We start from the raw sequence: 23,794 nt of genomic DNA, 5'->3' as shown, positions 1-23,794 counted from the left end.
TATTTGCATCATGGCACACTACCAGTATAAGCCTAAAGTTATCAAGGCATGGGCTTTTTATGATTGGGCAAACTCTGTTTACTCGCTCGTGATATCCACTGCCATTTTCCCTATTTACTACAATTCGGTTACAACAGTTAACGGATCTGACCAAATAGAATTTTTAGGTGCCACTTTCACCAATACATCACTCTACTCTTACGCTTTATCAACAAGCTTTTTTCTCGTTGCGCTTATGAGTCCGCTGCTTTCAGGTGTAGCAGATTTCAGCGGAAGAAAAAAGTCCTTTTTGAGAAGGTTCTGTTACGTGGGAGCAATCAGTTGTGCTGGGTTATTCTTTTTTGATGATGTCGATATGATTTGGCTGGCACTTCTAGCCTCAATTTTAGCTAGTGTTGGATTTTGGGGCTCTCAGGTTTTTTACAACGCCTATTTGCCTGAAATAGCACCAAGAAGGTTACAGGATAAAGTCAGTGCCAGAGGTTATAGCCTGGGATATTTAGGGAGCTCATTGTTGCTAATTCTTTGTCTTGCTTTGATTGAAGGTCATTCATTTATCGGTTTGGAAAAAAGTTTTGCTACCCGGCTTTCTTTCTTGCTAGTTGGTGCATGGTGGGCACTTTTCGCCCAAATTACATTTCGCAACCTGCCCGAGCCAGTAGAGCGAAAATCTATTAAGTGGCGTACACTCACTAACGGGTATAGAGAATTGAGAAAGTTTTGGATTCAACTTAAAAAACTGGGCGTCTTACGTAAATATCTCGTTGCCTTTTTCTTTTTTAGCATGGGAGTACAAACCGTTATTTTGTTAGCTAGCGTATTTGGTCAAAAAGCTTTGGGTTTGAGTACACTTCAGCTTATCAGCACGATTTTAATCATCCAGTTTTTGGGAATTTTAGGAGCCGTATTGTTCTCGAAAATATCTGAGAAAATTGGGAACTTCAAAGGACTCGTTTTGGCCATAATAATATGGCTGGGGATATGTGGAGCTGCTTTTTTACTTCAACGGTCAGATCCAAATGTAGCAATCAAGTTCTACATGCTTGGCGGAACGGTTGGATTGGTCATGGGCGGAATTCAATCTCTCGCTAGAAGTACTTATTCCAAGATGCTACCCGAAAAAGGCGAGCACACAACTTACTTTAGTTTCTTTGACGTAACAGAAAAAATGGCAATAGTCCTGGGAACATTCGCCTATGGTTTTATTGAACAAATGACTGGTGATATGCATTATAGTGCATTGACTTTAGGTGTATTTTTTCTGCTAGCCCTTTTAGCTATGTTCTACCTGAAGTCAAGTGAACGAATATCAATGTAGAATACTTTAATTTAGCACCCCAAATTTATTTGAAATGGATACGACTTACGATGTTGCTGTAATCGGTGGAGGAATTGTTGGAACAGCGAGTGCATATAAGATACAAAAGAAATTTCCTGATAAGAAGATAGTTCTGATCGAGAAAGAAAAGCATTTGGCTGATCATCAAACTGGAAACAATAGTGGTGTCATTCACTCAGGACTTTACTACAAGCCGGGTAGTAAAAAGGCTATCAACTGTGTGAGAGGAAGAAAAGAGCTCGTGACATTTGCGCGAGAGCACAACATTCCACATGATGTATGTGGTAAAGTCGTGGTTGCCACTGATGAAAAAGAGCTTCCTCATTTGGATAAAATCTTTAACATCGGTCAGCAAAACGGTATTGAGGGGATTGAGAAAATTGATGGTCACCAGGTGAGAGAAATTGAACCTCATTGTGCCGGAATAAAAGGAATTTGGGTTCCGGTTACCGGAATAATTGACTACCGTGCCGCTACTGAGAAAATGGCTGAATTGGTCACAAAAATTCAGGAAAACAGCAAGATCGTTTTAGGAGAGAAAGTAGAGGATATTGAGGGCGGTTCTGAATGTAATATTGTGCACACCAGCAAAGCAAAATACAAGGCGAAACACTTGATCTTTTGTGGCGGACTTCAGGCTGATAGACTTGCGAGAAAAGATAAAGTAGATTTAGACGAAAAGGTTGTTGGTTTTAGAGGTGATTATTATGAATTAACCGATCAAGCGAAACACAAAGTCCGCAACTTGATTTACCCGGTTCCTAATCCCGATTTCCCATTCCTGGGTGTTCACTTCACAAGGATGACAAACGGTGAAATTGAATGTGGACCTAATGCTGTATTCACTTTTAAAAGAGAAGGCTACGGAAAAACAGACTTCGATATCAGGGATACTATTGATGCTCTATCTTACAAAGGAACATGGAATCTATTCATGAAAAACATGAGTTTTGGTATTAATGAATACCGCAGAGCTTTCTCAAAGAAACTCTTCCTCAAAACCCTTCAGCGCCTGATTCCGGATCTGACCATGGATGATATCAAAGAAGGAAGAAGTGGCGTTAGAGCTCTTTTGCTAAAAGATAATGGTGATACTAAGGACGATTTCAGGATCATGTATAATGACAGGAGTATTCACGTCTTAAATGCGCCATCACCGGCAGCAACAGCAGCACTTGCAATTGGAGAAGATGTTAGCCAAATGGCCGTTGAACACTTTGGATTAAAAGATTAACGCTCTACAATTTTATACTTCTCCTGGAACTCGGTCCAGTCCCAAATGAACTTCTCAATGATTGAGTCTAACCGCTTTATGAATAATGGATTGGGGGCTTTCATATTCCTGAAGTAAGGTTCCTGGAATTCGTTGAGGCCATATTTGTGAAATACAGCTTTAGACATTCCATAAAGCGTATTCTTTGAGGGGAAATTAACCTTACTGATATAACTTTGGTAGTTTGAAATTAACTTTTGAACTTCATCAGCAGGTAAGTCGAAAGTGTGAGATAGTACATTGTACGCTTTATTCAACAATCTCCTGTCCTGGATACTTTCAAAATTATTACTGATAAGTTTGATATTACCTGCTAAAACAATCAGTAAAAACTGATCGTTTTGGTTAGGTTGAATGTTTGGTGATTCCACAAAACAAGGATCCTGATTGATCAGTTCAGCCACATCACCAAAGCCGTTGTCAACCATTTCAATAGTTGAGTTGATAAAGTAAACAACTAACTTTTCTTCTGAGACTTTTCGTTTAAAAAGCGTACGAAACATTAAACCCCCCGATTTTACACTAATTCTAATTGCAAACTTAATAAGCATCAAAATGCACTTATTAACAACAATGAACCATTTGTTAACAAAGTTTTCAACTATTTTTATACTGAATGTGAAGGAGGTAATTTAATTTTAACGTAACGATTTAATAGAACTCAAGCCAACTTGCCGTAACACTTTTGTCCTAATTAATAAACGTTATGAATTTGAGCTATGAAAACCATTTATCTTGTAAGACATGGTAAGTCTAGTTGGAAAGACACAGACTTAAGCGATATTGACAGGTCTCTCAAAAGAAGAGGGGTGCAGGATGCTTATTTAATTGGCGAGCATTTGCGAAAAGATAAAATTTGTCCAGATTTAATTGTTAGCAGTGTCGCGGTCAGAGCCTTCCACACCGCTGTCATTATTGCCAGAAAAATGGATTACTCCTTGCAGCATATTGCTCTTCAGGACGATCTGTACGCATCATCAGCACATCACTACCTCGAAGTAATTGCCAACCAGCGCAATGATGCATCGAGTCTCATGATTTTTGGACACGATCCGGCTCTGACCAATCTTTTCAATATGTTATTGCACAATTCAGTAGAAAAGATTCCAACATGTGCTGTGGTAGCTATTGAAATTGAAGCTGAAAACTGGCGGGAAATTGGAAAAGCTAAAAGCCAGCTCAAATTTTTCATCAAACCCAAAGAATTGAAATAGCCGATATGCTTGAAGTTTTAGAGTACATTCAGCGCAATAAAGTCGATGATGAAATTCACATTATCAACAGGGAAATAAGTTGGCTTGCTTTTAATGCACGTGTTTTACAGGAAGCTGAAGACCCTGAAAATCCTCTGTTGGAGAGAGTGAGGTTTCTCGGTATCTTCTCCAATAACCTCGATGAATTCTTTCGTGTTCGTGTAGCTACAGTTAAAAGGATGGTGACACTGAAAAAGTACATGAAGGAAATCATCATGGAAAATCCGCAAGAGTTGTTGGCTAAAATTCAGGATACTGTGCTTTCGCAGCAAAAGGATTTTCAGCGTATTTACCGGGGAATAATAAACGAGTTGAGAGAAGAAGGAATTAATCTCGTTGATGAAGAGCAGCTCACGGAAGATCAGGGAGCATATGTGAAAGAATATTTTCATCAACACGTTTATCCGGCTTTGGTTCCAATTATGTTAGATGGAACGAACCGCTTTCCCACACTTCGTGATGCGTCTATTTATCTCGCTATTAAACTCTCAAAAAGTTCAAATAAAAAAGATGTTCAGTACTCAATTTTAGAAGTCCCATCATCTGTTTTACCCAGGTTTTTAGTTATCCCGAGTATCAGTAATAAGCGGTATATCATTATTTTGGATGATATTATACGCTATTGCTTACGAGAGATTTACGCAATTCTCAATTATGATATCATTGAAGCTTACACAATCAAGATCACGCGTGATGCTGAGCTCGATCTCGACAGAGATGTATCAAAAAGCTTTTTAGAAAAAATGAAAAAAAGCCTCAAAAAGCGAAAAAAAGCTGAGGCTGTTAGGTTTATATACGATCGTAAAATTCCCAAAGACCTTCTCACATACTTGATTGAAAGCCTGGAAGTGGATAAAAACGATAACATCATTCCGGGAGGTAGGTATCACAACTTCAAGGATTTCATGAAGTTCCCGCATTTTGACAGTGGGCAATTACAATATGATGATGTAAAACCGCTCCTTCACAGGGACCTTCAACCATATCAGAGCATACTGGATGTAGTTAGGAAGAAAGACGTTTTACTGCATTATCCTTATCAAACGTTCAATTACTTTATCTCACTGTTGAGAGAAGCAGCAATTGATCCAAAGGTACGCTCCATAAAAATCACGATTTACCGTTTGGCAAAACGCTCAAAAGTGGTTAACGCACTCATCAACGCTGCTAAGAATGGCAAAAGAGTGACGGTGATTTTAGAACTTCAGGCTCGCTTTGATGAAGAGGCCAATATTAAATGGTCTGGCGTTTTGAGAGATGAAGGAGTTAAGGTTCTTTTTGGAATGCCGGGATTGAAGATTCACAGCAAATTGTGCTTGATCGAGCGCGAATCTGAGAAAGGAACGCGTTTTTATTCCAGCATAGGGACGGGGAATTACAATGAAAGTACTGCTGAACTCTACAGCGATCTTGCACTGTTTACTTCAAAGCAGAAAATTACACGTGAAATCGATGAGGTCTTCAACTATTTGGAAGGAGAGGAGAGTAACATTCAGAACCTGAAACATATCGTACCATCACCGATGACACTGCGGGGTAAACTCAAGGATCTGATCGATAATGAAATCAAAAATGCTAAGAAGAAAAAAGACGCTTCTATCACGTTAAAAATGAATAGCCTGGTAGATCCGGAATTGATTCACAAACTCTATGAAGCCAGTAATGCCGGGGTTAAAATAAGGTTGAACGTGAGAGGAATTTGTTCTCTGGTTGCAGGTAGAAAAGGATACAGCGAAAACATTGAAGCTATTAGTATTCTCGATCGTTTTTTAGAACATTCCCGAGTTTTTATCTTCGCCAATGGAGGTGATGAAAAAATATATATTTCATCAGCCGATTGGATGGGGCGAAATCTTGATGCTAGAGTAGAAGTGACTTGCCCTATTTATGACAGCGAAATACAAAAAGAAATAAAAGACTTTATTGATATTCAATGGCGTGATAATGTAAAGGCTAGAATTCTTGATGGAACGCTGAAGAATAAGTTGAGAAAACGGAAAGAAAAAGATAAACCAATAAGATCGCAACTCGAGTTGTACGAATACTACAAAGGCAAGCTTAAGGAGGGAAAATAGGTGATATACAAGAAACTGGCAGCAATTGATATCGGATCAAATGCTATTAGACTTTTGATTTGCGGTGTAATAGGAAATCCAAAAGACCACAACTACAAAAAAGTAGCTCTTATCAGGCTTCCAATACGAATGGGTAAAGAGGCCTTTGTTGAAGGAGAGATTAGCGATGAAACACAAGAGCGATTTCTCGATGGAATGAAGGCTTATTCTTATCTGATGAAAGTTCATAATGTAGAATCATTTAAAGCTTGTGCAACATCAGCAATGCGTGAGGCTAAAAACGGTAGAGCCATCGCTGAAAGAGTGAGAGATGAAACCGGAATTGATATTGAAATCATTGATGGTAAGCGTGAGGCGGAGATCATTTTCAATGGGCACTTCAAAGAAAACATCGATGAAGATTCAAACTATGTTTATGTTGATGTTGGAGGAGGAAGTACTGAAATCAGTATTTTATCAAACAGTGAGATTTACGATGCAAAGTCTTTTAACCTGGGCACATTGCGACTTTTGAATGGTCTTTCAAAAGATGCAGACTGGAAGGAGATGAAATCATGGATCAAGGAAAAAACCAGTCATTTGAATCATGTTGAAATGATCGGATCCGGGGGGAATATCAATAAAATATACAAGCTCACAGATAAAAAATATCCCAGACCACTCTTGTATCACGAGCTGAAAATCACACGTCAGTCGCTCAGTAAAATGAGCTATGAGGAACGAATGCAGAATCTCAAGTTAAACCCTGATCGAGCAGATGTGATTGTTCCGGCAAGTGATATTTACTTCAACGCGATGAAGTGGAGTGATAGCAGTATTATGCACGTTCCAAAAATCGGGCTGGCTGATGGAATGATTATTATGCAAAACGAACAGATTTCGAGCTGAGGTCAATTGAAATAGCGGGTTTATGGATCTGACCATTACTCATCGAGCTTGATCATGATGCCCTTTTTCATTTCTCCGTTTACCATTCCCTGCCATTCGTACTTGTTATCTTTTGAACGCATGATAGTGACAACCATGCTGTCGCCAATGCTCATCGATGTACCTTCAGGATGGTTTGTTTTGATGAGTTTAGCGCTGTAAGTACAGCTATCAATCCAGTTGATGGAGTATTCATCGATGAATTCTTCGCCAGAATTTTGGCTGTATTCTTTTTGAATAGAATCAGATCGTAGGATTCTCACCTTGCTCTTTTCGCTAAATGTAAATTCACCGGTTTTAAACTTAGAACAGTTTACATTTTCACTTTCTGCACAACCAATTAATGAAAATGCTAAGACTCCAATTAGTAAGTTTTTCATTCTTCCCCGTTTATTATTCTGCTTCCCCACTTATTGATATTGGCTTTAACAAGTTCCATGTCAATCGGTTTGGGAAGGTAATCATCCATTCCTACGCTAAGGCATTTTTCTTTATCACCTTTCATTGCATTTGCAGTCATAGCAACGATAATCGGCTGGTGATCGTTCTCTTCTCTTATTTTTAAAGTTGTTTCATAACCATCGAGCTCTGGCATTTGACAATCCATGTAAATGAGATCGTAATTGATCCTGTCGAGTGCCTGAATAACCTCAATACCATTTGCCGCTAAATCACAGTCATAACCGAGTTTACCCAAAATCATATTGATGAGTTTTTGGTTGACAAGGTTATCTTCAGCAACTAATATTCTCAGAGGGTATTTTTCAGCCAGTACACCAAATTCATTATTAACAGGTTTGGCTTTCTTGAATATCGTTCCAAATGCCTTATCGAGAGAGGTTTTTGAAATTTCTTCAATATTGGTGAAAATAGCCTTTTTGGGATGCTGTTCTGCTATTCTGGTACTATCAACCTTGTAGAGCAATAAGTAAGATATGTCATTGGTCAGATCCAAAAATACATTTGCATACGTTTCACTATCAGTGATTAAAAGTGATTCGTGAGACGGGTTGATCGCGTTTTTTAAATCGTCAACTTGCTCGAAGTGAAGGTGTAGTGAACTAAGTTCCTGGCAGATTTTTTCTTGAACGTCTTTATCTTCAAGCTGTACATAGATTTTTGAAAAAAGACTAAAGTGGTTTTCTTCAATTTGAGCCTTTTCAACTTTTTGGAGTTCAATATTGAATTGAAATGTAGAGCCTTCACCTAAAATGCTATTAACCCATATATTACCATTCATCAACTCAACCAGTTTCTTACTTATTGCAAGTCCAAGTCCTGTTCCTCCAAACTTCCTTGTTGTACTGGCATCCACCTGTTTAAAAGGCTGAAATAACTGATCTATTTTTTCCGACTCAATCCCAATTCCTGTGTCTTTTACAGCGTAATTTAAAATAACGAATCCGTTTTTATCGCTAACAAGATCAACATTGACAGTGACTTCGCCATCTCTAGTGAATTTCACAGCATTGCTGAGCAAGTTGAGAAGCACCTGCCTCAGTTTTGTTTCATCACCATTTGCATAAGCCGGAACATTTTTATCAATGTGGTATTCAAGCGTTATATTCTTTTGCCTGGCATGATTTTGAACAAGCCCAATTGCATCCCTCACACATTTGTCAATTCTAAACTGATGTTCTTCGAGCTCCATATTTCCGCTTTCAGCTTTGGAGTAGTCTAGAATATCATTGATTATGGTTAAAAGAGTTTGGCCGCTTATTCTAATGTTTTCTATGTATTCCTGCTGTTCTTCATCTATAGCTGTATCTCTCAAAAGACTCGTCATACCAATGACAGCATTCATTGGAGTACGAATTTCATGGCTCATTGTAGCCAGGAATTCACTTTTAGATTGTGCTGCATCCTGAGCCAAATCTCTGGCTTCACGCAATTCGCGCTCTCTCAATTTGTTTTTTGTAATATCCTTTGTAAATCCTGCAATACCAGTAACCTGATCATTTTTAATGATCGGGTAAAAAGAAACTTCATTAATTCTAAAGCGCTTGGTAGATTTTGATTCAACTTCAGCTTTTACAGCTTTTCCTTTTAGGGCCTGTTCAAAATACGGCATCCAAAAACTCCGGATTTCTTCATCGCTGTATTCGAAAATACTTTCTCCCTGCTCAAGAGATTTACCATATTTTTTGTGGTGAACTTTTAGGTAATTTTCGTTTGCTACAAGGAGGTTGAATTCGTTATCGACACACCAAATAAGTTGATCAGTATTTTCAATAATAGCCTGTAAATTGGCTCTACTCGTTTGAAGTTCCTCAGTTTGTTGGTTAATCTTGAGCTGCATATTGCGTTCTCGCAGCTTGTTTGATCTCCTGAGTATAATCACGATCAAAACCGAAAGCCCCACAACTACCAGTAGTAATATTAGAATGTAATCAGCTTGTTGCCACCATGGAGCCTGGACAGAAAAGGATAGTTGTGTCGTATTGGGTTCAGCGTCATTAGAGAACAAATGTCTGGTTCTGACCAATAGCGTATAATCACCAGGTGGGAATGATGTGAACGACAGCTTGAAATCATCCGGTACTGGGAGCCAAACGTCATCATAACCTTCAACTTTATACTCAACTATCCTGTTTTTTTGAAAAGAAAATGAGGGCGAAGATAGTTGCACCTGGAACCTGAAAAAGTCATTACTTAAATTGAGCGGTTTACCTGAGTTTTTGATTTTTTCACCATCTACAGTTATCTCATCTATTAAGATATTTGGCATTGGTAAAATGGGAATGTCATCAGGGTTGAATTTCACTAATCCATTGAAAGTTGGTAAAAGCAAGTTTCCATTTTCATCAACAGTCCCGCTTTGTTGAAATCCACCATTAAACTCTATGGATTCAAGGCCGGCAGAATGACCAAAATAGGAGCAGTGTATTCGATCTGTTTTGTCAAAGATGAAATCGTACATCTCTTTTTCTTCAATGCTGTAGAGTCCTTGATTGCAGGTGACCCAAAACCTTCCTTTATGCAGAATAATCGTTGAAGCTACTTCGTTGAAAAGGCCATCATCTATCGAGATGGTTTTAGTGATAGAATCATTGTGAAAAACGATTCCACCACCGTATGTGCCAATGAAGTAATTGTTTTTTTCATCGATGAACACATCTCTGGTGTGGTTGACCTGGAGACCATTGTTTGTTGTTAGCCTTTCAATGCTATTGTTTTCTTTGATGATGAAGAAACCTTTATTAGCCGTGCTTACAAGTAGATTGCCTTTTTTATCCTGGTGAATTGTTGTAACAGTTGATTGTGCAAGTGCATTGTTGTGAGGAGCAATTTGCTCAAGAGAACCGTCTTCTTCGATATACTTGTGTATTCCATTTGAAGTACCTAGATACACAGAGCTATCAATTTCTGTAATAGCTTTTACAATTCTTCCTTCTAAATTTTTATAAAAAAACTCTTTAGAGCCGTCATTATTGATTTTCATAGCTCCCTCAGTAGCGAGTCCAAACCACTTATTGCGCTTACTATCAATGAATATGGCCCAAATGCAATCATTACGGTGGCCGGGATCTAACCGATCTAAATAGTTTCCGTGCTGACAGTTTGTATTTTCAACAGTTCCATCTGGGTGAATAACATCATAACCTGTGCAATTACCTCCCACATAAATATCACCTGTTTCCCGGTCATAAAAAACTGGGTTTACAATCTTACCCGTGAGTCCATTTTTCTTGTTGAACGTTTGAAAAAATGTGGGAGTAAGTTTATTGATTCCGTTGATGATTGAACCAACCCAAAGGTTTCCTTCCTGATCCTTATGAATGGACCGAACGATATTATCGCTCAATCCGTCTTTTTCTGTGATGACATGGATTTTCCCAGTGTTGATGTTGATCCTCCTCAAGCCCTCTGAGGTTGTTTGCCACAGGTAATCACCATCAAGCATTAATTCATTTGAAACGCTTGCATCTGTGCTGTTTGGGATTTCTTTAATAACCTCATCACCTTTAATAAACAGAATACTCAAAGTAGTATTGGCAAAAATGGTGTCATTTCTTGATACCAAATCTAGAGCTATGATAGGTGAGTCATCATTGTTCTTGATGACCTTTTCTTTTTGTCCATCAAGCAAGAACAAGTCTTTTTCAGTGGCTAAATAAAATTCACTATCATTTGAAATTGTAGCACCTTGAATCCTGATGTTTCCTTTGAGGTTGAAAAGTGTTTTTTTCTCTCCGTTATTAAAAGATCTCAACTTTTCAAATTCATTGAAAACGAGGCCGTAATTTTTTGTGAAGCTAATGGCATGCGTGTTGACAGAGTTGACGTCAATTTCGCTCGTTTTTATAGAATCGTCATTTATAATGTGAACCAGGCAACCAACACTTGAAAAAGCATAGATTTCGTTGCCGTTTCCTTTAACAATTGACTCAAATCTGTTGCACCTTAGGTTTGGAAAACTTTTAGAGTTAAAGGTCTTGAAGTTTACACCATCAAATTTGACAATACCGTTGTAGGTGGCTATCCAAATGTTACCTACAGAGTCCTGTGTGATGTCGTTCACACTATTTTGAGGTAATCCGTTGAGACTGTTCCAATATTCTATGTAGTAGTCCTGGCTCTGACCAAAAACTGAAGAAATAAAGGCGAAACAAGAAATTACAATGGTCAGTAAATATTTTCCCCTTTTAAATAACTTAACCATCGATTAGCTCATTGTGGTTTTGAGGCCTAATTTAAAGTATGAGTTTGTATTATCTGTACTTCTGGTGCTTTTTTAATTAAAAACAACCGTCTATTTAAAATAATATTTGGCAAAAAGCGCTTCTTGCAAATTATTTAATAAGTCTAATTTGAACTCTAACTGTGCGATCTGTTATTTTTTAACCAGATTTACTCCAGTATAGTTTTGAGGTGTTATCGTTTTGAGCTCTTTCTTTACATCATCACTTACATCAAGCGTTTCAATGAACTGCCTTATACTCTCGCTCGTAATGACACTGTTTTTTCTGGTCAGATCCTTGAGCGCCTCATAAGGCTTGGGGAATTGCTCTCTTCTGAGAATCGTTTGAATCGCTTCCGCCACAACAGCCCAGTTTTGCTCTAGGTCTGCCGCGATTTTTTCTTCATTGATCACAAGTTTGCTAAGTCCTTTTGCTGTGGCTTTTAGTGCGATAGCTGTGTGAGCAACCGGAACTCCAACATTGCGGAGAACAGTAGAATCGGTAAGATCTCGTTGCAAACGTGAAACAGGAAGTTTTGCAGCTAAATGTTCGTAAATTGCGTTTGCAATGCCTATGTTTCCTTCACTGTTTTCAAAATCGATTGGGTTGACTTTATGTGGCATCGCGCTGGATCCTACTTCACCCTTTTTGATTTTTTGCTTAAAGTAGTCCATAGAGATGTAAGTCCATATATCTCTATCCAAATCGAGAACGATGTTATTCAACCTTTTCAATGCATCAAAAGTAGCAGCTAAATTATCGTAGTGTTCAATTTGAGTTGTTGTTTGGCTTCTGTTCAAACCGAGTGATTCATTCACAAACTTATTAGCAAATGCCACCCAATCAGTTTGTGGGTAAGCAACCTGATGAGCATTGAAGTTTCCAGTAGCTCCGCCAAATTTAGCCGAAAAAGGAATGTTTTTAAGTTGGTTGAGCTGAATAGTAAGTCTTTCGCTGAAAACCTGTAATTCTTTGCCCAGGTTTGTTGGTGAAGCGGGCTGACCATGAGTGCGGGCTAACATCGGTATATTTTTCCACTTAGATGCTAGTTCGTCAATTTGCTCGATGAGTTCTTCAAATTGCGGAATCGTTTCTTCCTGTAAAGCGTGCATCAAGCTCATCGGGACAGCGGTGTTGTTGATGTCCTGTGAGGTCAATCCAAAATGAACAAATTCGAGATAATCACCCAAACCTTCTTTTTCCATAACATCTTTGATGAAATACTCAGTAGCTTTTACATCATGGTTTGTGATGGCCTCATGATCTTTAATCTTTTGAGCATCTTGCGGATTGAAATTCCTGTAAAGATTTCTCAGCGTTTCATATTGATCTTTTGGAAAGTTCTTCAATTGCGGCAAAGGCAATTCGCACAGCGCGATAAAATACTCCACTTCAACCCAAACACGGTATTTGAAAAGCGCGTATTCTGAGAAGTAATCAGCTAGTTGTTTCGTTTTACCAGCGTAGCGTCCATCAATAGGTGAAATTGCCAGGAGTGAATGATTGATTTCCATATTGTATGAATTAAGTGCTCAAATATCGGTTTTAATTTTTTCGGTCAGAGCCCGCTAAAAGCCCCATTTCCATAGCTTGCTGATCGAGGAATTCGATTGCCTGGTCGTAATCATTTTGGATCTGACCATCGAGTATAGCCTCTTTCACAGCATTTTTCAACTTCCCGATCTCTTTACCGGGTTGCAAGTTATATCGTTTGATAATTTCTTTTCCGTCAACCGGTGGCTGGAAATTGCGAACATGATCCTTCTCTTCAACTTCTTTGAGTTTTTTGCGCACCACTTTAAAATTGTTGAGGTAGCGTTTTTTCCGCTTTTCACTTTTCGTGGTAACATCAGCTTCGCAGAGTGTCATCAGGTCTTCCACATCGTTTCCGGCATCGTAAAGTAAGCGCCTTACCCCAGAGTCAGTCGCTTTTTCAGTCGCTAAAACAATGGGTCTTGAAGATAAGGCTACGAGTTTTTTAACGTACTTCATCTTGTCATCGAGCGGTAACTTGAGTCGCTTAAAAATCTTGGGAACCATTTTTGATCCCACAAATTCGTGACCGTGAAATGTCCACCCGATGTTTTTGTCAAAGCGTTTAGTAACCGGCTTTCCGATGTCGTGTAAAAGGGCCGCGTAGCGCAACCACAGATTATCAGTTTCACGAGAAATATTGTCGACAACCTCTAAAGTGTGGTAGAAGTTTTCTTTGTGTGTTTGCCCGTCAATCTCTTCAACTCCAGATAATGCGACAAGCTCGGGGAAAAAGATTTCCAACAGACCTGTTTTATACAAAAGTTCCAACCCAACAGATGGCTGGTCGCTCAATAATATTTTGTTGAGTTCGGTTGAAATTCGCTCTTTACTGATGATCTTGATTCGGTTCTTGTTTTTGGCTATCGCTTCGTAAGAATCAGTATCGATTTTAAAGTTGAGTTGAGAAGCGAATCTGATGGCTCGCATCATACGCAACGGGTCGTCAGAGTAGGTTTGACCTGGAGCTAGCGGGGTTCTGATCGTTTTGTTTTCTAGATCTTTTAACCCGTCAAACGGATCGTAGATTTTTCCCCAATCGTCACGATTGAGACCAATGCTCAAAGCATTAATTGTAAAGTCGCGTCTGTTTTGGTCATCCTGTAAAGTGCCGTTTTCAACTACAGGTTTGCGCGAGTTTCTGCTGTAAGACTCTCTTCTTGCTCCAACAAACTCAACCTCATATTCATCAAACTTGATCATAGCAGTACCAAAGTTTTTAAACTGTGAAACTTCAGTGAATCGTTTACTTTGTTTGGCTACTGCTTTAGCTAGTTCAATTCCGCTGCCTACCGTAACGATATCGATATCTTTAGAAGGTCTTTCGAGGAGTAAGTCACGAACCCAACCACCAATAACATAAGCCGGCTGATCTATTTCCTCAGCTGCTTTGGCAATATATCCAAAGAGAGAAAGTTCGAGTTGAGACGTAAAGTTTTTTTTGATTGAGCCCATGAATGTTCGTTATCGGTTACTCGCGCTAAATGGGCTGGCAAAGGTACTATTTTATTCAGTGGTATTTGATAACCAAACTCGGGTTAATGTGGAGGAATTGAATTATTTTGGATGAAATTTAGACCAAAAAAGAAAGGGAGCTTAGTAGCTCCCTTAACCTAACAAACTAAACCACTGAAAATTAATCAATCTAACCCCTAAAACGAATTAAAGGCCTTTTTGAATGACTCCAAAATTGTTACATAATTGTTAGAGTTGTTATCAATCATTATTCAATAGTTTTAAAATCATGAACCCTATGTTAAGCTAATGTTATGAACTGTTATGGTTTAATCTTTACTTAATTTATTTGTCGTTTTCAAATTGAATATCGAACTCGTATTTTAGCGCTCTATTAATATGTATAATTGAATTCCACTAGAATCATCGAAAATAAACTTGAATAGATGAACAAGATACTTGTAGCAAATAGAGGAGAGATTGCATTGCGTGTAATGCGTACTTGCAGAGAAATGGGAATTAAAACGGTGGCAATTTTTTCTGAGGCAGATCGCAATGCGCCTTTTGTGCAATTTGCTGATCAATCTGTATGCATTGGTCCGCCACCATCTAATGAATCTTACTTGAAGATAAATGAGATTATCGATCTCGCTAAAGAATTGAATGTTGATGGAATTCATCCTGGTTATGGGTTTTTATCTGAAAACCCTGAGTTTGTCAATGCAGTAGAAAAAGCCGGACTCACTTTTATTGGTCCGTCTGCTGAGGCAATGAAAATCATGGGATCAAAACTCGCTGCCAAGGCTGCAGTTAAGAAATACGATATTCCGCTCGTACCGGGAACTGATGAGGCTGTTGATGACATCGATGAAGCGAAAAAGATTGCCGGTGAAATCGGTTTTCCTATTTTGATCAAAGCCTCTGCTGGAGGTGGCGGGAAAGGAATGCGTATCGTTGAAGAAGAAAATGAATTTGAGTCACAATTGAAAATGGCTGTCAGCGAAGCAGAAAGTTCTTTTGGTGATGGCTCTGTCTTTATCGAGCGATATGTAAAAGGCCCACGTCACATTGAGATCCAGGTTTTGGCTGATAAGCACGGGAATTACCGTCACCTTTTTGAGCGTGAATGTAGTATTCAGCGCAGGCACCAAAAAGTAATTGAGGAAGCGCCATCTGCGGTTCTCACTGATGCGAAAAGAGAAGAGATGGGACAGTGTGCAATCGATGTGGCAAAGTCTTGTGATTATGTAGGTGCCGGAACGGTTGAGTTCCTCTACGATGCTAATGACAACTTCTATTTCCTCGAAATGAATACGCGTTTGCAGGTTGAGCATCCTGTCACTGAATTGATAACAGGAGTTGATCTCGTTAGAGAACAAATTAACATTGCACGTGGTGAAAAAGTGAGCTTTGAGCAGGATGATCTTTCAATTCACGGTCACGCTCTGGAAGCTCGCGTTTACGCTGAAGATCCAATGAATAACTTCTTGCCCGATATTGGTAAGCTGTTGACCTACAGGTCGCCTGAAGGTCCGGGAATCAGAGTTGATGATGGGTTTGTTGAAGGAATGGATATTCCTATTTATTACGATCCAATGATCAGTAAACTGAGCGTTCACGCAAGGACACGCGATGAAGCGATTGATCGTCTCGTGAGGGCTATTGATGAATACCGTATTTCAGGTGTGACTACAACAATGGAATTCTGCAAATACGCAGTTCAACACGAAGCTTTCCGCTCGGGAAATTTCGATACGCACTTTGTGAAAGAACACTGGAATCCTGAAGAGTTTGAACAACAGTCAGATCCGGCTATTGAAAAAGTTGCGGCAATATTCGGGACGCGTGCGGCTATTGAAAACAGACGTAAATCTACTGTTACGGCTGAAAATGATAATCCGTCAGTATCTAAATGGAAAACAAACCGATTGCGTAAATGAGGTTTTTTACGTGTTTAGCGGTTTGTCTTTTTTTATTTGGTAGTTGCGCTACAACAAAATTGGAAATTGAGGTGCTTCACCCGCCCCAATCGGGGTTGGTGAAGCTCCCACAACCGATGGCGCTCTTCAACAACATCGATAGTGAGTTCGCGCTTACTGAGTTCTACAGGAATGGAACTTTCATCGAGCAAATCAATGCTCAAAACAATTACATCCAGCATTATACTTTAGTCGGAATAAGCAAAGCATTTAAGGAGGTCAATTACTACACGCCTCAAATTGCAGATTCGTTTAAGGTAAATCCGCTCAGCAGAATGAAAAGCGGGCCTCTTCCCAAGAAAGCGCTGGATGCGATTTTCGATAAAATTGAAGCTGATTTAGTTCTCGTTCTTGAAGGTTATGATGCTTCGATTGATGCAAACGGACAGGTCACTTACAGCGCTCCCGTTGATAGATCATACGGCACTGTGCGCGTTCCGTATTTTGATGGATCACAAACGGTGAGCATGACAATCTTTTTTAGAATTTACAACCGAAATGGAGAAGTGCTCTCTCAAAGTCAGGTGAGTGATCAACTCACGAGCATGGCTTCTGGTGAATCGCCCCAGGAAGTTCATTTCAACATGCCAGATGAAGCTTCAATGCTCGAACAAACGGCTCTGTTTGTGGGGAGTAACATCGCTAAAATGGTGAGCTTGCACTGGAGAGATGTACAGCGGACTATGTATTTGTACGGCAATGATGAACTCGTTGAAGCGGGAAACCTGGCAATTAAAGGCGACTGGCCGCAAGCTACCGATTTGTGGTTTGAGTTGGCCGGCTCTGACCGTGAAAAAATTGCCGAAAAAGCGAGTTACAACATGGCACTTGCCAGCGAAATGGCCGGTGATTTAGATCTAGCAATTACATGGGCTGAGCGCTGTATTGAAAATTACGATTCCCGATTGGCTAAATCTTATTTGGAGGTTTTAAAACAGCGAAGTAAAGATTTGGAGCCTTTTAAACCGTATCTAAGCTCGAAAAATTAGTTTGGCCAGGTAGTGGTTTTTGCCCTCCATGCTCAGGATATCACAGGTAAATCCACTCTTTTTGGCGTATTGACAAAGTGTGCGAAAATCAATAAAAAGCCACGGAAAAGGATCTCCGGTTTCACCTTTGTACTTCATGGTGTACTCAATTTCCCCGTAATAATCTTTGCTGTTGTCGATCCTGATACTTTCATCGGGCTCTTTGTACATGTATTCGATATCAGTTGAGTCCAGGATTATTTGTCCGCCCGGATGCAGCATTTCTTTAGCTTTCTCAAAAAACTCGGGGAGTCGATTGAGCTTTCCCACAATTCCAATTCCGTTCATGAGTAGGAGTAGCGTGTCGTAGCGTTCTTTGTCGATTTCGAAAAAATCCATTTGCCTGCATTTCTCAACTCCCAAATACCGCATCACTTTAAACGCGTTTTTAGATCGGTCAATGGCTCTTACTTCAAATCCCTGCTCCTGCAAGATGAGTGAATGAACACCGGCTCCGGCTCCAATATCGAGGACTTTTCCCTCACAGTATTTGAGCGCTGTTTTTTCTAAATCGGGCAAGCTGGCGTAATCACGGAAAAAGTAATCGATAGGGTAGAGGTCTGTATGGTTGAGGTCATTGATCACAACTACATCCTCAGGATCCCTGTTATGAAGGAAATCCATCAATGCTTTTCCTAAAATATCGTTGTTTTCTTCATTTTGCATGAACGCTACAATTGAATTGCTAAATTTGAACAAAATTATTTTTATTTCAATATCAAGGCCATGGCAAACATTCGCGGTTTAAAAAAGGAGATCAATTTTCAATTTGCAGATTTTATTGACGAGTGCTATGAGTGCATTATGCAATATCCTAAAAAGCGATCGAAGCTAGAGCCTATCATCGATAAAGCAGTTAATGAATACGATGAACTCATCATTCGTGTGAATGAAGGCAAGCACAATCACGAAAAATCAGAATACTTCAATAATCTTCGTGCAGATATGAAGGCTAAGTTATTGAAGTTATTCGAAGAACTTTCAAAAGAAGCAAAATAAGGATGCTGAGCGATAGAAAAAATATTCTCATCCTTTTTATGTCGCTGATTATTGTGGCCTTTGCCTTTTTCTCGTATCATCAAAACACGATAATTGACGTGTTGAACAACGAGATTCTCAAGCAGGCACAACACAGGCAAAATCTGCTTCTCGATAAGTACAAAGCTCAAAAAGAGGCAGATTCATTGCGCATCGAATTATTAAAAAGTAAATCAGAAAGGTAGTCTCATGAACATTCCGGTTAAAAATCTCCCTCGTGTCGTTATCATTGGTGGAGGTTTTGGTGGTATGGCAATAGCCAGAGAAATCAGAGATAAAAATTTCCAAACCGTTTTACTCGATAAACACAATTACCACACTTTTCAACCACTTCTTTATCAGGTTGCTACATCAGGGTTAGAACCCGATAGCATCGCTTATCCACTCCGTAAAATTTTCAGCAGCAAAAAGCACTTTCATTTTAGAGTAGCTGAAGTGGAAAAAGTCAATACTGATGAGCAAATCGTAAACACGAGTATTGGTCCGATCCATTACGACTACCTCGTCATTGCGACCGGAACCGGAACCAATTTTTTCGGGAACGAGAAAATCAAAAAGCATGCGATGCCGATGAAATCTGTTCCCGAGGCGCTCAACCTGAGAAGCTTGATACTCGAGAATTTTGAGAAAGCACTTCTCACCAAAGATATTGAGGAACGCACAAAGCTGATGAATTTTGTGATTGTTGGCGGTGGACCAACCGGAACCGAATTGGCCGGAGCTTTGGCAGAGTTGAAATCACACGTGCTTCCCAACGATTATCCCGATCTCGACTTGCGCTTGATGCAAATTCACCTTTTAGAAGCGGGAGATTCATTACTTGCCGGAATGAGTAAATACTCGGCAAAGAAAGCTGAAAACTATCTCGAAGAATTAGGTGTTCAGGTTTGGCTGAATACCATGGTGAAAGATTTTGACGGAAACGTTGCTCAAACATCAAAAGGTGAGCTCGAAAGCAAAACGCTTATTTGGGCAGCAGGTGTTCAGGCTCGTCCTATTGAAGGAATAAATGGGGAGAGCCTACTCAAAAATGGACGCTACAAAGTGGATGAAATTAGTCGTGTTGATGGTTACCAAAACATCTTTGCTTTGGGAGACGTGGCGGCAATGCAAACCGATCAGTACCCGAACGGACATCCGCAGGTTGCTCAACCGGCAATTCAGCAAGGCGAGCATCTCGCAAAGAATTTATTTAAACTCGAAAAGGGCAAAAAGACAACACCGTTTAAATATAAAGATCTGGGGTCAATGGCAACTGTTGGACGAAACAGAGCGGTTGTGGATCTGAATAACATCAGCCTTGGTGGAGCTTTAGCCTGGTTTATTTGGATGTTTATTCACTTGATTGCGCTCGTTGGCTTTCGCAACAAAATGGTGACTTTAATTAACTGGACGTATGCTTATGTCAAATACGACAAAGGAGCCCGATTGATTATAAGGCCGTTTGAGAAGAAAAAGGAACATGTTTAACCTTTGAGCGATTTTTTCACCTGATCGATATCTGTTTTATTGATCGGTTTTTCAAAAAAACCTTTTACCGATTGGTATTTGTAGCTCTTGGTTCTATCGTTTTGCAATGTGCTTGAAGTGATGATGTACACATCGGTTTCAATGCCATTTTCAGTCATAGAATCGAGAAGATCAAACCCGTTCATGACAGGCATGTTCAGGTCGAGTAAAACAATTTCAGGTTTCGAAGATTTTATCATGTTCAATGCTTCTTTTCCGTTTTCAGCAGAAAGGATTTCATTGTCAATTTGAGCTAATTTCAAATTCTGTTCAATGATCAGGCGAGCAATTGGATCATCATCTACAACTAAAATGCACATCTTAATGAGGTTAGTATTTTGAGCGAGTCCAAGATAAGAATAATATTCATTTGTTCGTTCTCTCGGCTTTAATCTTTACAATTCCTTCAGAGTATGGGGCTATTTCATATGGATTGTAAAGGAATGAAATGCTGTCTTTCCCAATCACGAAATTATTGTGAACATATAGCGAATCGTCAAATATATATCCTTTGTCTATCAAATCATTATAGCTCTTGCTTTTCATCGCTTTTGCGTGGTTAGTTTTGAGTTTAGCAATGAGCTCATTTTCACTTTCATCAATGAAATTTTTCCAGCTTAAATGTCTTAATTCAGGCCATGAAAAGTAGCTGTGAAACTCTCCGTAGTTCCCGTGAGCGCCTCCGCTGTACAAATAATGACTCTGTTCGATGTGAAGCAACGAATCTTCAAATGAAGCCATAAATGCACTTTCCTTAACCCATGGCATTGCTTCATCCATCATTTCATAAGTTTTGCGCCATTGAATTAGGAACGAATCCAAAGAACTTCTCAATTCACTAGTGTCATTGACATTTAGGATTGAATCAAAAATAAATTTATTGAGTTCTTTGTCTCGGTCAGAGCCGGAAAAAACCGGGTACTTAACGCTGGCATATGTACACGTATCGCTTTGTGTGTTGCAGTTGTCAACTGTTCGTTCGATCAGTTTGTGCTGAATAGTTGGCTTTTTGATTGTGGAATCAGATTTCTCAGCTGATGATTTTTCAGATTGATTTCCGCAACTGGTTAGAAATAAACCCAAAATGATGAGGAACCGAAATTGGATCTGACCGATAAATGAAAATTTCATGTTGTAAATTTACTGATTATCGAACCAACTACGTTTACGTTGTAGCTTTAAATCTTGTAACATAGGAGCTTTCACACCAATGTTAAAGTTGTAAGATTGACGCGAACCAAACGGTATGATATTAAAGCGAATTTGCCAGCAGTGAAGATCGCGGTACACATCAAATGATGTGATATTGAGCTGTTTGTTTTCAATATCGTAACCACTCCTGAATGAGATTCTCCAGTTCTCAGTGAGGTTGACTTCACCGTTGAAATTGACACTGTTTATTTGGCTTGTTCTGTTTCCTGTTTTGCGAACCTGAAAATTATAATTCACTGATAAACGCCACGGAATATTAAAGTTGACGTAGGCGTCAGGATTGTTTTCTACGTCTTCCTTTTCAGCCTCTGTGCCCTTATCAGTTGAGCGGTTTTTGACATTACTGCTTTGAAATTGGAATCCAACATTAACAGAGCCTTGTGTCATTCTGAATGGTCTTTGGTTTTCATCCCATTGAAACTCATTGATGCGTTGACCATTTTCATTGAGGGCGTAAGGATCTAACCGCAAATCTCCGCGAAGATTTATGATTTTAGCAATTGTCGTTCTTAATTGGAGGTTAACTGGTGACCAATTGAGTGAGTCGCTCAGTAAGTCATAGTTCCAGTTGGCACTCAACATTTCAAGGATAGGAGCTTTTTTGAATTCAACATCGCCACTATCATTTTCAGATTTATATTTCATTTCAACATTGTTCTGCAAGTCGAAATTGATGACAGCTCTCTGGTTCTGATTTGGAGCTCCGTAAATACCACCTTCAAATACAGAATATTGTTGAGTGTTTCCCAAAGAGTCAACCTGATATTCTTCAAAGTAACCACTTTCGCTGCTGCTGAAATCAGGAGTGAATTGCAGGCTTACGTTTGGTGTGAATGTGTGTCTCACTGCTTCAACTTTATTGTTTTCACCAAAGCTGTACATACCGTATAGCTTTGTAGCGAGTCCCATAGATGCAGAATAATTACCGAATCTTCTAAACTCCTGGAGTGTATCTTGTCTCACGTTATTTTCCAGCTCAGGGTCGTATTGTTTCCTGATCGTTTGAAACTGCCACACCTCGTTGATGTTGATGTTTGGGCTAAATGTGAAATGTCCTGCTTTAATCGATGTTGAAATAGGAATACTGTGACGAACACCGTATCGCATTCGGTCTTCAATATTGGGGAGATTGAATTCAGATGCTGAAGTTGTAACTGTGTTTTTCATATCTGTACTGTACGAAAAACCTATACGCTCATACCATTTTTCACTTCCTACACGCACTTTCCGTTTAAAGGGGAAAATCCGGCTCATAGTTAATGTAGCCTGAGGGAGTGTAGCTGTTACACTTTCCTGTCTGCTGTTTTGACTATGACTACCGTTAAATGTAAGGTTGAAAGGGGAGTTAGCGAAATTCTTTGTGTAAGAAATATTCGATGCAAAGTCGTTCCTTACCACATTTCTGATTTCGCTATTAAATGTGTTTTGATAAAAATCAGTACTACCAAAGTTGACTGTGGCTCTAAAGTCACTGTTTGGGTATGCTTTTGGATCTTGAGAATGATTCCATTTGACAAAAAAGCTCTCTCTTCTAGTGAAGTCTGTTGTTTCAGGGTCCCCATCTTTTGCATCAGTATACTGAAAATCAAAAGAGCCTTTTCTTTTATAACGCTTTTTGTAATTGATTCGCGTATTAGTAGACCATGAGAGATTTGAGTAAATATCACCTCGTATGGAAGCATCAAAATTATCGCTTATCCCGAAATATAATCCTCCGTTTTGAAGGAAATAACCACGCTCAGGAGAAAAGCCGTAACTGGGAATCATCACACCGCTTTGTCTACCTCGTTTGTTTGGGAAAAAACCAAACGGAATAGCGAGCGGAGTAGGAATATCGCTGACCCACATATTGGCAGGACCCGTCACAATCTTTTCATTGTTGATGACTTTCAGCTTTGAGGCAAGTATATAAAAGTGGGGATCTTCTTTATTGCAGGTTGTGTAGCGGCCGTTTTTAATAAAGAAAATATTGTCGTTCTCTTTTTTGATATCCTGCCCGTGAATATAGCCATCACCTTGTTGAGTAAGAGCATCTTTAATCTTTCCTTTTTTCGTTTTAAAGTTGTAGGTCATTTGACCTGCTTCGTATTGCTGGCCTTTTTCAGTAAAAAGAGGCTTCCCTTTCACTTCACCTGTAGAATCTGGAAGGCCTTTAGCCATCACGAGGTTCGAATTGAAATCTATTTCAATGTAATCAGCTTCGAGTTTTAAATCTTCATAAGTAACAATCGCATTCCCGTAGAGATATGCTTTTTGTTGCTGCATATCAATGATCATCGAGTCTTCAGCATTGTAGTCTACTTTTGATTCAAGGAAGCTGTTATCCTCACGGTCAGAGCCTGTTGAGTCCTCGACAACCTGCTCAACTTTGGCGGAATCCTGAGTGCCTGTTTCACTTTGGCCGAAAACTTGTTGGTTAGCTCCTGTAAAAAGGAAAAGGGCTATCAACAAAATGAGGTGAAATAAATATATGTGCCTTAAATAACGCCCC

At 39.4% G+C, this 23,794-nt stretch carries 19 protein-coding genes; 10 read left to right on the top strand and 9 right to left on the bottom strand.

Going from position 1 to position 23,794, the window contains the following annotated elements; genetic code table 11:
- Nucleotides 1-10: 10 nt before the first annotated feature.
- A complete protein-coding gene (locus F3059_RS01420) occupies nt 11-1,318 on the top strand; it encodes an MFS transporter (RefSeq protein WP_151166147.1) in 1,308 nt (435 codons plus the stop codon).
- Nucleotides 1,319-1,352: 34 nt separating this feature from the next.
- Entirely contained in the window at nt 1,353-2,573 is a 1,221-nt protein-coding gene (gene lhgO, locus F3059_RS01415; protein WP_151166146.1) for an L-2-hydroxyglutarate oxidase, read from the top strand.
- On the opposite strand, the gene F3059_RS01410 is transcribed toward lhgO, so the two are convergent.
- Nucleotides 2,570-3,115, bottom strand: a complete 546-nt coding sequence (locus F3059_RS01410) for a hypothetical protein (RefSeq protein ID WP_151166145.1) — start codon at nt 3,113-3,115, stop codon at nt 2,570-2,572. The two genes, lhgO and F3059_RS01410, sit on opposite strands and share 4 nt — an antisense overlap.
- A gap of 216 nt (nt 3,116-3,331) precedes the next feature.
- Between F3059_RS01410 and F3059_RS01405 the strand changes: the two genes are divergently transcribed.
- Genes F3059_RS01405 through F3059_RS01395 form a run of 3 tightly spaced genes read left to right on the top strand, consistent with a single transcriptional unit; the run spans nt 3,332 to nt 6,828 of the window.
- Nucleotides 3,332-3,826: a SixA phosphatase family protein gene (locus F3059_RS01405; RefSeq protein WP_151166144.1), complete on the top strand. Its 495-nt coding sequence runs from the start codon at nt 3,332-3,334 to the stop codon at nt 3,824-3,826.
- Between the two features lie 5 nt (nt 3,827-3,831).
- The gene (gene ppk1, locus F3059_RS01400) at nt 3,832-5,940 is read left to right on the top strand and encodes a polyphosphate kinase 1 (RefSeq protein WP_151166143.1); all 2,109 of its coding nucleotides are present in this window, start codon (nt 3,832-3,834) and stop codon (nt 5,938-5,940) included.
- On the top strand, nt 5,941-6,828 hold the full coding sequence (locus F3059_RS01395) for a Ppx/GppA phosphatase family protein (protein ID WP_151166142.1): 888 nt from the start codon (nt 5,941-5,943) through the stop codon (nt 6,826-6,828).
- 35 nt (nt 6,829-6,863) lie between these two features.
- On the opposite strand, the gene F3059_RS01390 is transcribed toward F3059_RS01395, so the two are convergent.
- The 4 genes from F3059_RS01390 to F3059_RS01375 form a co-directional block, all read right to left on the bottom strand.
- On the bottom strand, nt 6,864-7,247 hold the full coding sequence (locus F3059_RS01390) for a hypothetical protein (protein WP_151166141.1): 384 nt from the start codon (nt 7,245-7,247) through the stop codon (nt 6,864-6,866).
- On the bottom strand, nt 7,244-11,530 hold the full coding sequence (locus F3059_RS01385) for a hybrid sensor histidine kinase/response regulator (protein ID WP_151166140.1): 4,287 nt from the start codon (nt 11,528-11,530) through the stop codon (nt 7,244-7,246). Before F3059_RS01385 ends, F3059_RS01390 begins: the two co-directional genes overlap by 4 nt.
- Nucleotides 11,531-11,701: 171 nt before the next feature.
- Nucleotides 11,702-13,063 carry an adenylosuccinate lyase gene (gene purB, locus F3059_RS01380; RefSeq protein ID WP_151166139.1) on the bottom strand — a complete coding sequence of 454 codons (1,362 nt, stop codon included), beginning with the start codon at nt 13,061-13,063 and terminating at the stop codon, nt 11,702-11,704.
- Nucleotides 13,064-13,094: 31 nt separating this feature from the next.
- Nucleotides 13,095-14,537: a CCA tRNA nucleotidyltransferase gene (locus F3059_RS01375; RefSeq protein ID WP_151166138.1), complete on the bottom strand. Its 1,443-nt coding sequence runs from the start codon at nt 14,535-14,537 to the stop codon at nt 13,095-13,097.
- A 446-nt stretch (nt 14,538-14,983) separates the two neighbouring features.
- On the opposite strand from F3059_RS01375, the gene accC reads away from it, so the two are divergent.
- Together accC and F3059_RS01365 are read left to right on the top strand one after the other, a co-directional pair.
- Nucleotides 14,984-16,477, top strand: coding sequence for an acetyl-CoA carboxylase biotin carboxylase subunit (accC, locus tag F3059_RS01370; protein ID WP_151166137.1), 1,494 nt, complete (start codon nt 14,984-14,986; stop codon nt 16,475-16,477).
- A gap of 71 nt (nt 16,478-16,548) precedes the next feature.
- Nucleotides 16,549-17,505, top strand: a complete 957-nt coding sequence (locus F3059_RS01365; protein WP_151166136.1) for a DUF6340 family protein — start codon at nt 16,549-16,551, stop codon at nt 17,503-17,505.
- Here the strand turns inward: F3059_RS01365 and F3059_RS01360 are convergent.
- Nucleotides 17,488-18,210, bottom strand: coding sequence for a class I SAM-dependent methyltransferase (locus F3059_RS01360; protein WP_151166135.1), 723 nt, complete (start codon nt 18,208-18,210; stop codon nt 17,488-17,490). The two genes, F3059_RS01365 and F3059_RS01360, sit on opposite strands and share 18 nt — an antisense overlap.
- Before the next feature lie 60 nt (nt 18,211-18,270).
- On the opposite strand from F3059_RS01360, the gene F3059_RS01355 reads away from it, so the two are divergent.
- Genes F3059_RS01355 through F3059_RS01345 form a run of 3 tightly spaced genes read left to right on the top strand, consistent with a single transcriptional unit; the run spans nt 18,271 to nt 20,052 of the window.
- On the top strand, nt 18,271-18,543 hold the full coding sequence (locus tag F3059_RS01355) for a hypothetical protein (protein ID WP_151166134.1): 273 nt from the start codon (nt 18,271-18,273) through the stop codon (nt 18,541-18,543).
- A 2-nt stretch (nt 18,544-18,545) separates the two neighbouring features.
- Nucleotides 18,546-18,767 (top strand): hypothetical protein, encoded by a 222-nt coding sequence (locus tag F3059_RS01350; protein ID WP_151166133.1) that lies wholly within the window; start codon nt 18,546-18,548, stop codon nt 18,765-18,767.
- 4 nt (nt 18,768-18,771) lie between these two features.
- On the top strand, nt 18,772-20,052 hold the full coding sequence (locus F3059_RS01345) for an NAD(P)/FAD-dependent oxidoreductase (protein WP_151166132.1): 1,281 nt from the start codon (nt 18,772-18,774) through the stop codon (nt 20,050-20,052).
- Here the strand turns inward: F3059_RS01345 and F3059_RS01340 are convergent.
- The 3 genes from F3059_RS01340 to F3059_RS01330 are packed head-to-tail and all read right to left on the bottom strand — an operon-like array spanning nt 20,049 to nt 23,751.
- Nucleotides 20,049-20,411 carry a response regulator gene (locus F3059_RS01340; protein ID WP_151166131.1) on the bottom strand — a complete coding sequence of 121 codons (363 nt, stop codon included), beginning with the start codon at nt 20,409-20,411 and terminating at the stop codon, nt 20,049-20,051. The genes F3059_RS01345 and F3059_RS01340 overlap by 4 nt on opposite strands.
- A 46-nt stretch (nt 20,412-20,457) precedes the next feature.
- Complete coding sequence (locus F3059_RS01335) at nt 20,458-21,222, bottom strand: DUF3298 and DUF4163 domain-containing protein (protein WP_151166130.1); 765 nt, start codon at nt 21,220-21,222, stop codon at nt 20,458-20,460.
- A gap of 9 nt (nt 21,223-21,231) precedes the next feature.
- Complete coding sequence (locus F3059_RS01330; RefSeq protein WP_151166129.1) at nt 21,232-23,751, bottom strand: putative LPS assembly protein LptD; 2,520 nt, start codon at nt 23,749-23,751, stop codon at nt 21,232-21,234.
- Between the last annotated feature and the right edge of the window lie 43 nt (nt 23,752-23,794).

The sequence above is a fragment of the Salibacter halophilus genome, assembly GCF_008806325.1.
Classification (GTDB): Bacteria; Bacteroidota; Bacteroidia; order Flavobacteriales_G; family Salibacteraceae; genus Salibacter; species Salibacter halophilus.
The sequence above is the reverse complement of the archived record's forward strand: the minus strand, read 5'-3'. Positions and strand labels throughout refer to the sequence as shown.

What these genes read in the sequence shown, in the direction of transcription:
- F3059_RS01420 (WP_151166147.1), top strand. Translation starts at nt 11, where the DNA reads ATGGCACACTACCAGTATAAGCCTAAAGTTATCAAGGCATGGGCTTTT.
- lhgO (WP_151166146.1), top strand. Translation starts at nt 1,353, where the DNA reads ATGGATACGACTTACGATGTTGCTGTAATCGGTGGAGGAATTGTTGGA.
- F3059_RS01410 (WP_151166145.1), bottom strand. Translation starts at nt 3,115, where the DNA reads ATGTTTCGTACGCTTTTTAAACGAAAAGTCTCAGAAGAAAAGTTAGTT.
- F3059_RS01405 (WP_151166144.1), top strand. Translation starts at nt 3,332, where the DNA reads ATGAAAACCATTTATCTTGTAAGACATGGTAAGTCTAGTTGGAAAGAC.
- ppk1 (WP_151166143.1), top strand. Translation starts at nt 3,832, where the DNA reads ATGCTTGAAGTTTTAGAGTACATTCAGCGCAATAAAGTCGATGATGAA.
- F3059_RS01390 (WP_151166141.1), bottom strand. Translation starts at nt 7,247, where the DNA reads ATGAAAAACTTACTAATTGGAGTCTTAGCATTTTCATTAATTGGTTGT.
- F3059_RS01385 (WP_151166140.1), bottom strand. Translation starts at nt 11,530, where the DNA reads ATGGTTAAGTTATTTAAAAGGGGAAAATATTTACTGACCATTGTAATT.
- purB (WP_151166139.1), bottom strand. Translation starts at nt 13,063, where the DNA reads ATGGAAATCAATCATTCACTCCTGGCAATTTCACCTATTGATGGACGC.
- F3059_RS01375 (WP_151166138.1), bottom strand. Translation starts at nt 14,537, where the DNA reads ATGGGCTCAATCAAAAAAAACTTTACGTCTCAACTCGAACTTTCTCTC.
- accC (WP_151166137.1), top strand. Translation starts at nt 14,984, where the DNA reads ATGAACAAGATACTTGTAGCAAATAGAGGAGAGATTGCATTGCGTGTA.
- F3059_RS01360 (WP_151166135.1), bottom strand. Translation starts at nt 18,210, where the DNA reads ATGCAAAATGAAGAAAACAACGATATTTTAGGAAAAGCATTGATGGAT.
- F3059_RS01355 (WP_151166134.1), top strand. Translation starts at nt 18,271, where the DNA reads ATGGCAAACATTCGCGGTTTAAAAAAGGAGATCAATTTTCAATTTGCA.
- F3059_RS01350 (WP_151166133.1), top strand. Translation starts at nt 18,546, where the DNA reads ATGCTGAGCGATAGAAAAAATATTCTCATCCTTTTTATGTCGCTGATT.
- F3059_RS01345 (WP_151166132.1), top strand. Translation starts at nt 18,772, where the DNA reads ATGAACATTCCGGTTAAAAATCTCCCTCGTGTCGTTATCATTGGTGGA.
- F3059_RS01340 (WP_151166131.1), bottom strand. Translation starts at nt 20,411, where the DNA reads ATGTGCATTTTAGTTGTAGATGATGATCCAATTGCTCGCCTGATCATT.
- F3059_RS01335 (WP_151166130.1), bottom strand. Translation starts at nt 21,222, where the DNA reads ATGAAATTTTCATTTATCGGTCAGATCCAATTTCGGTTCCTCATCATT.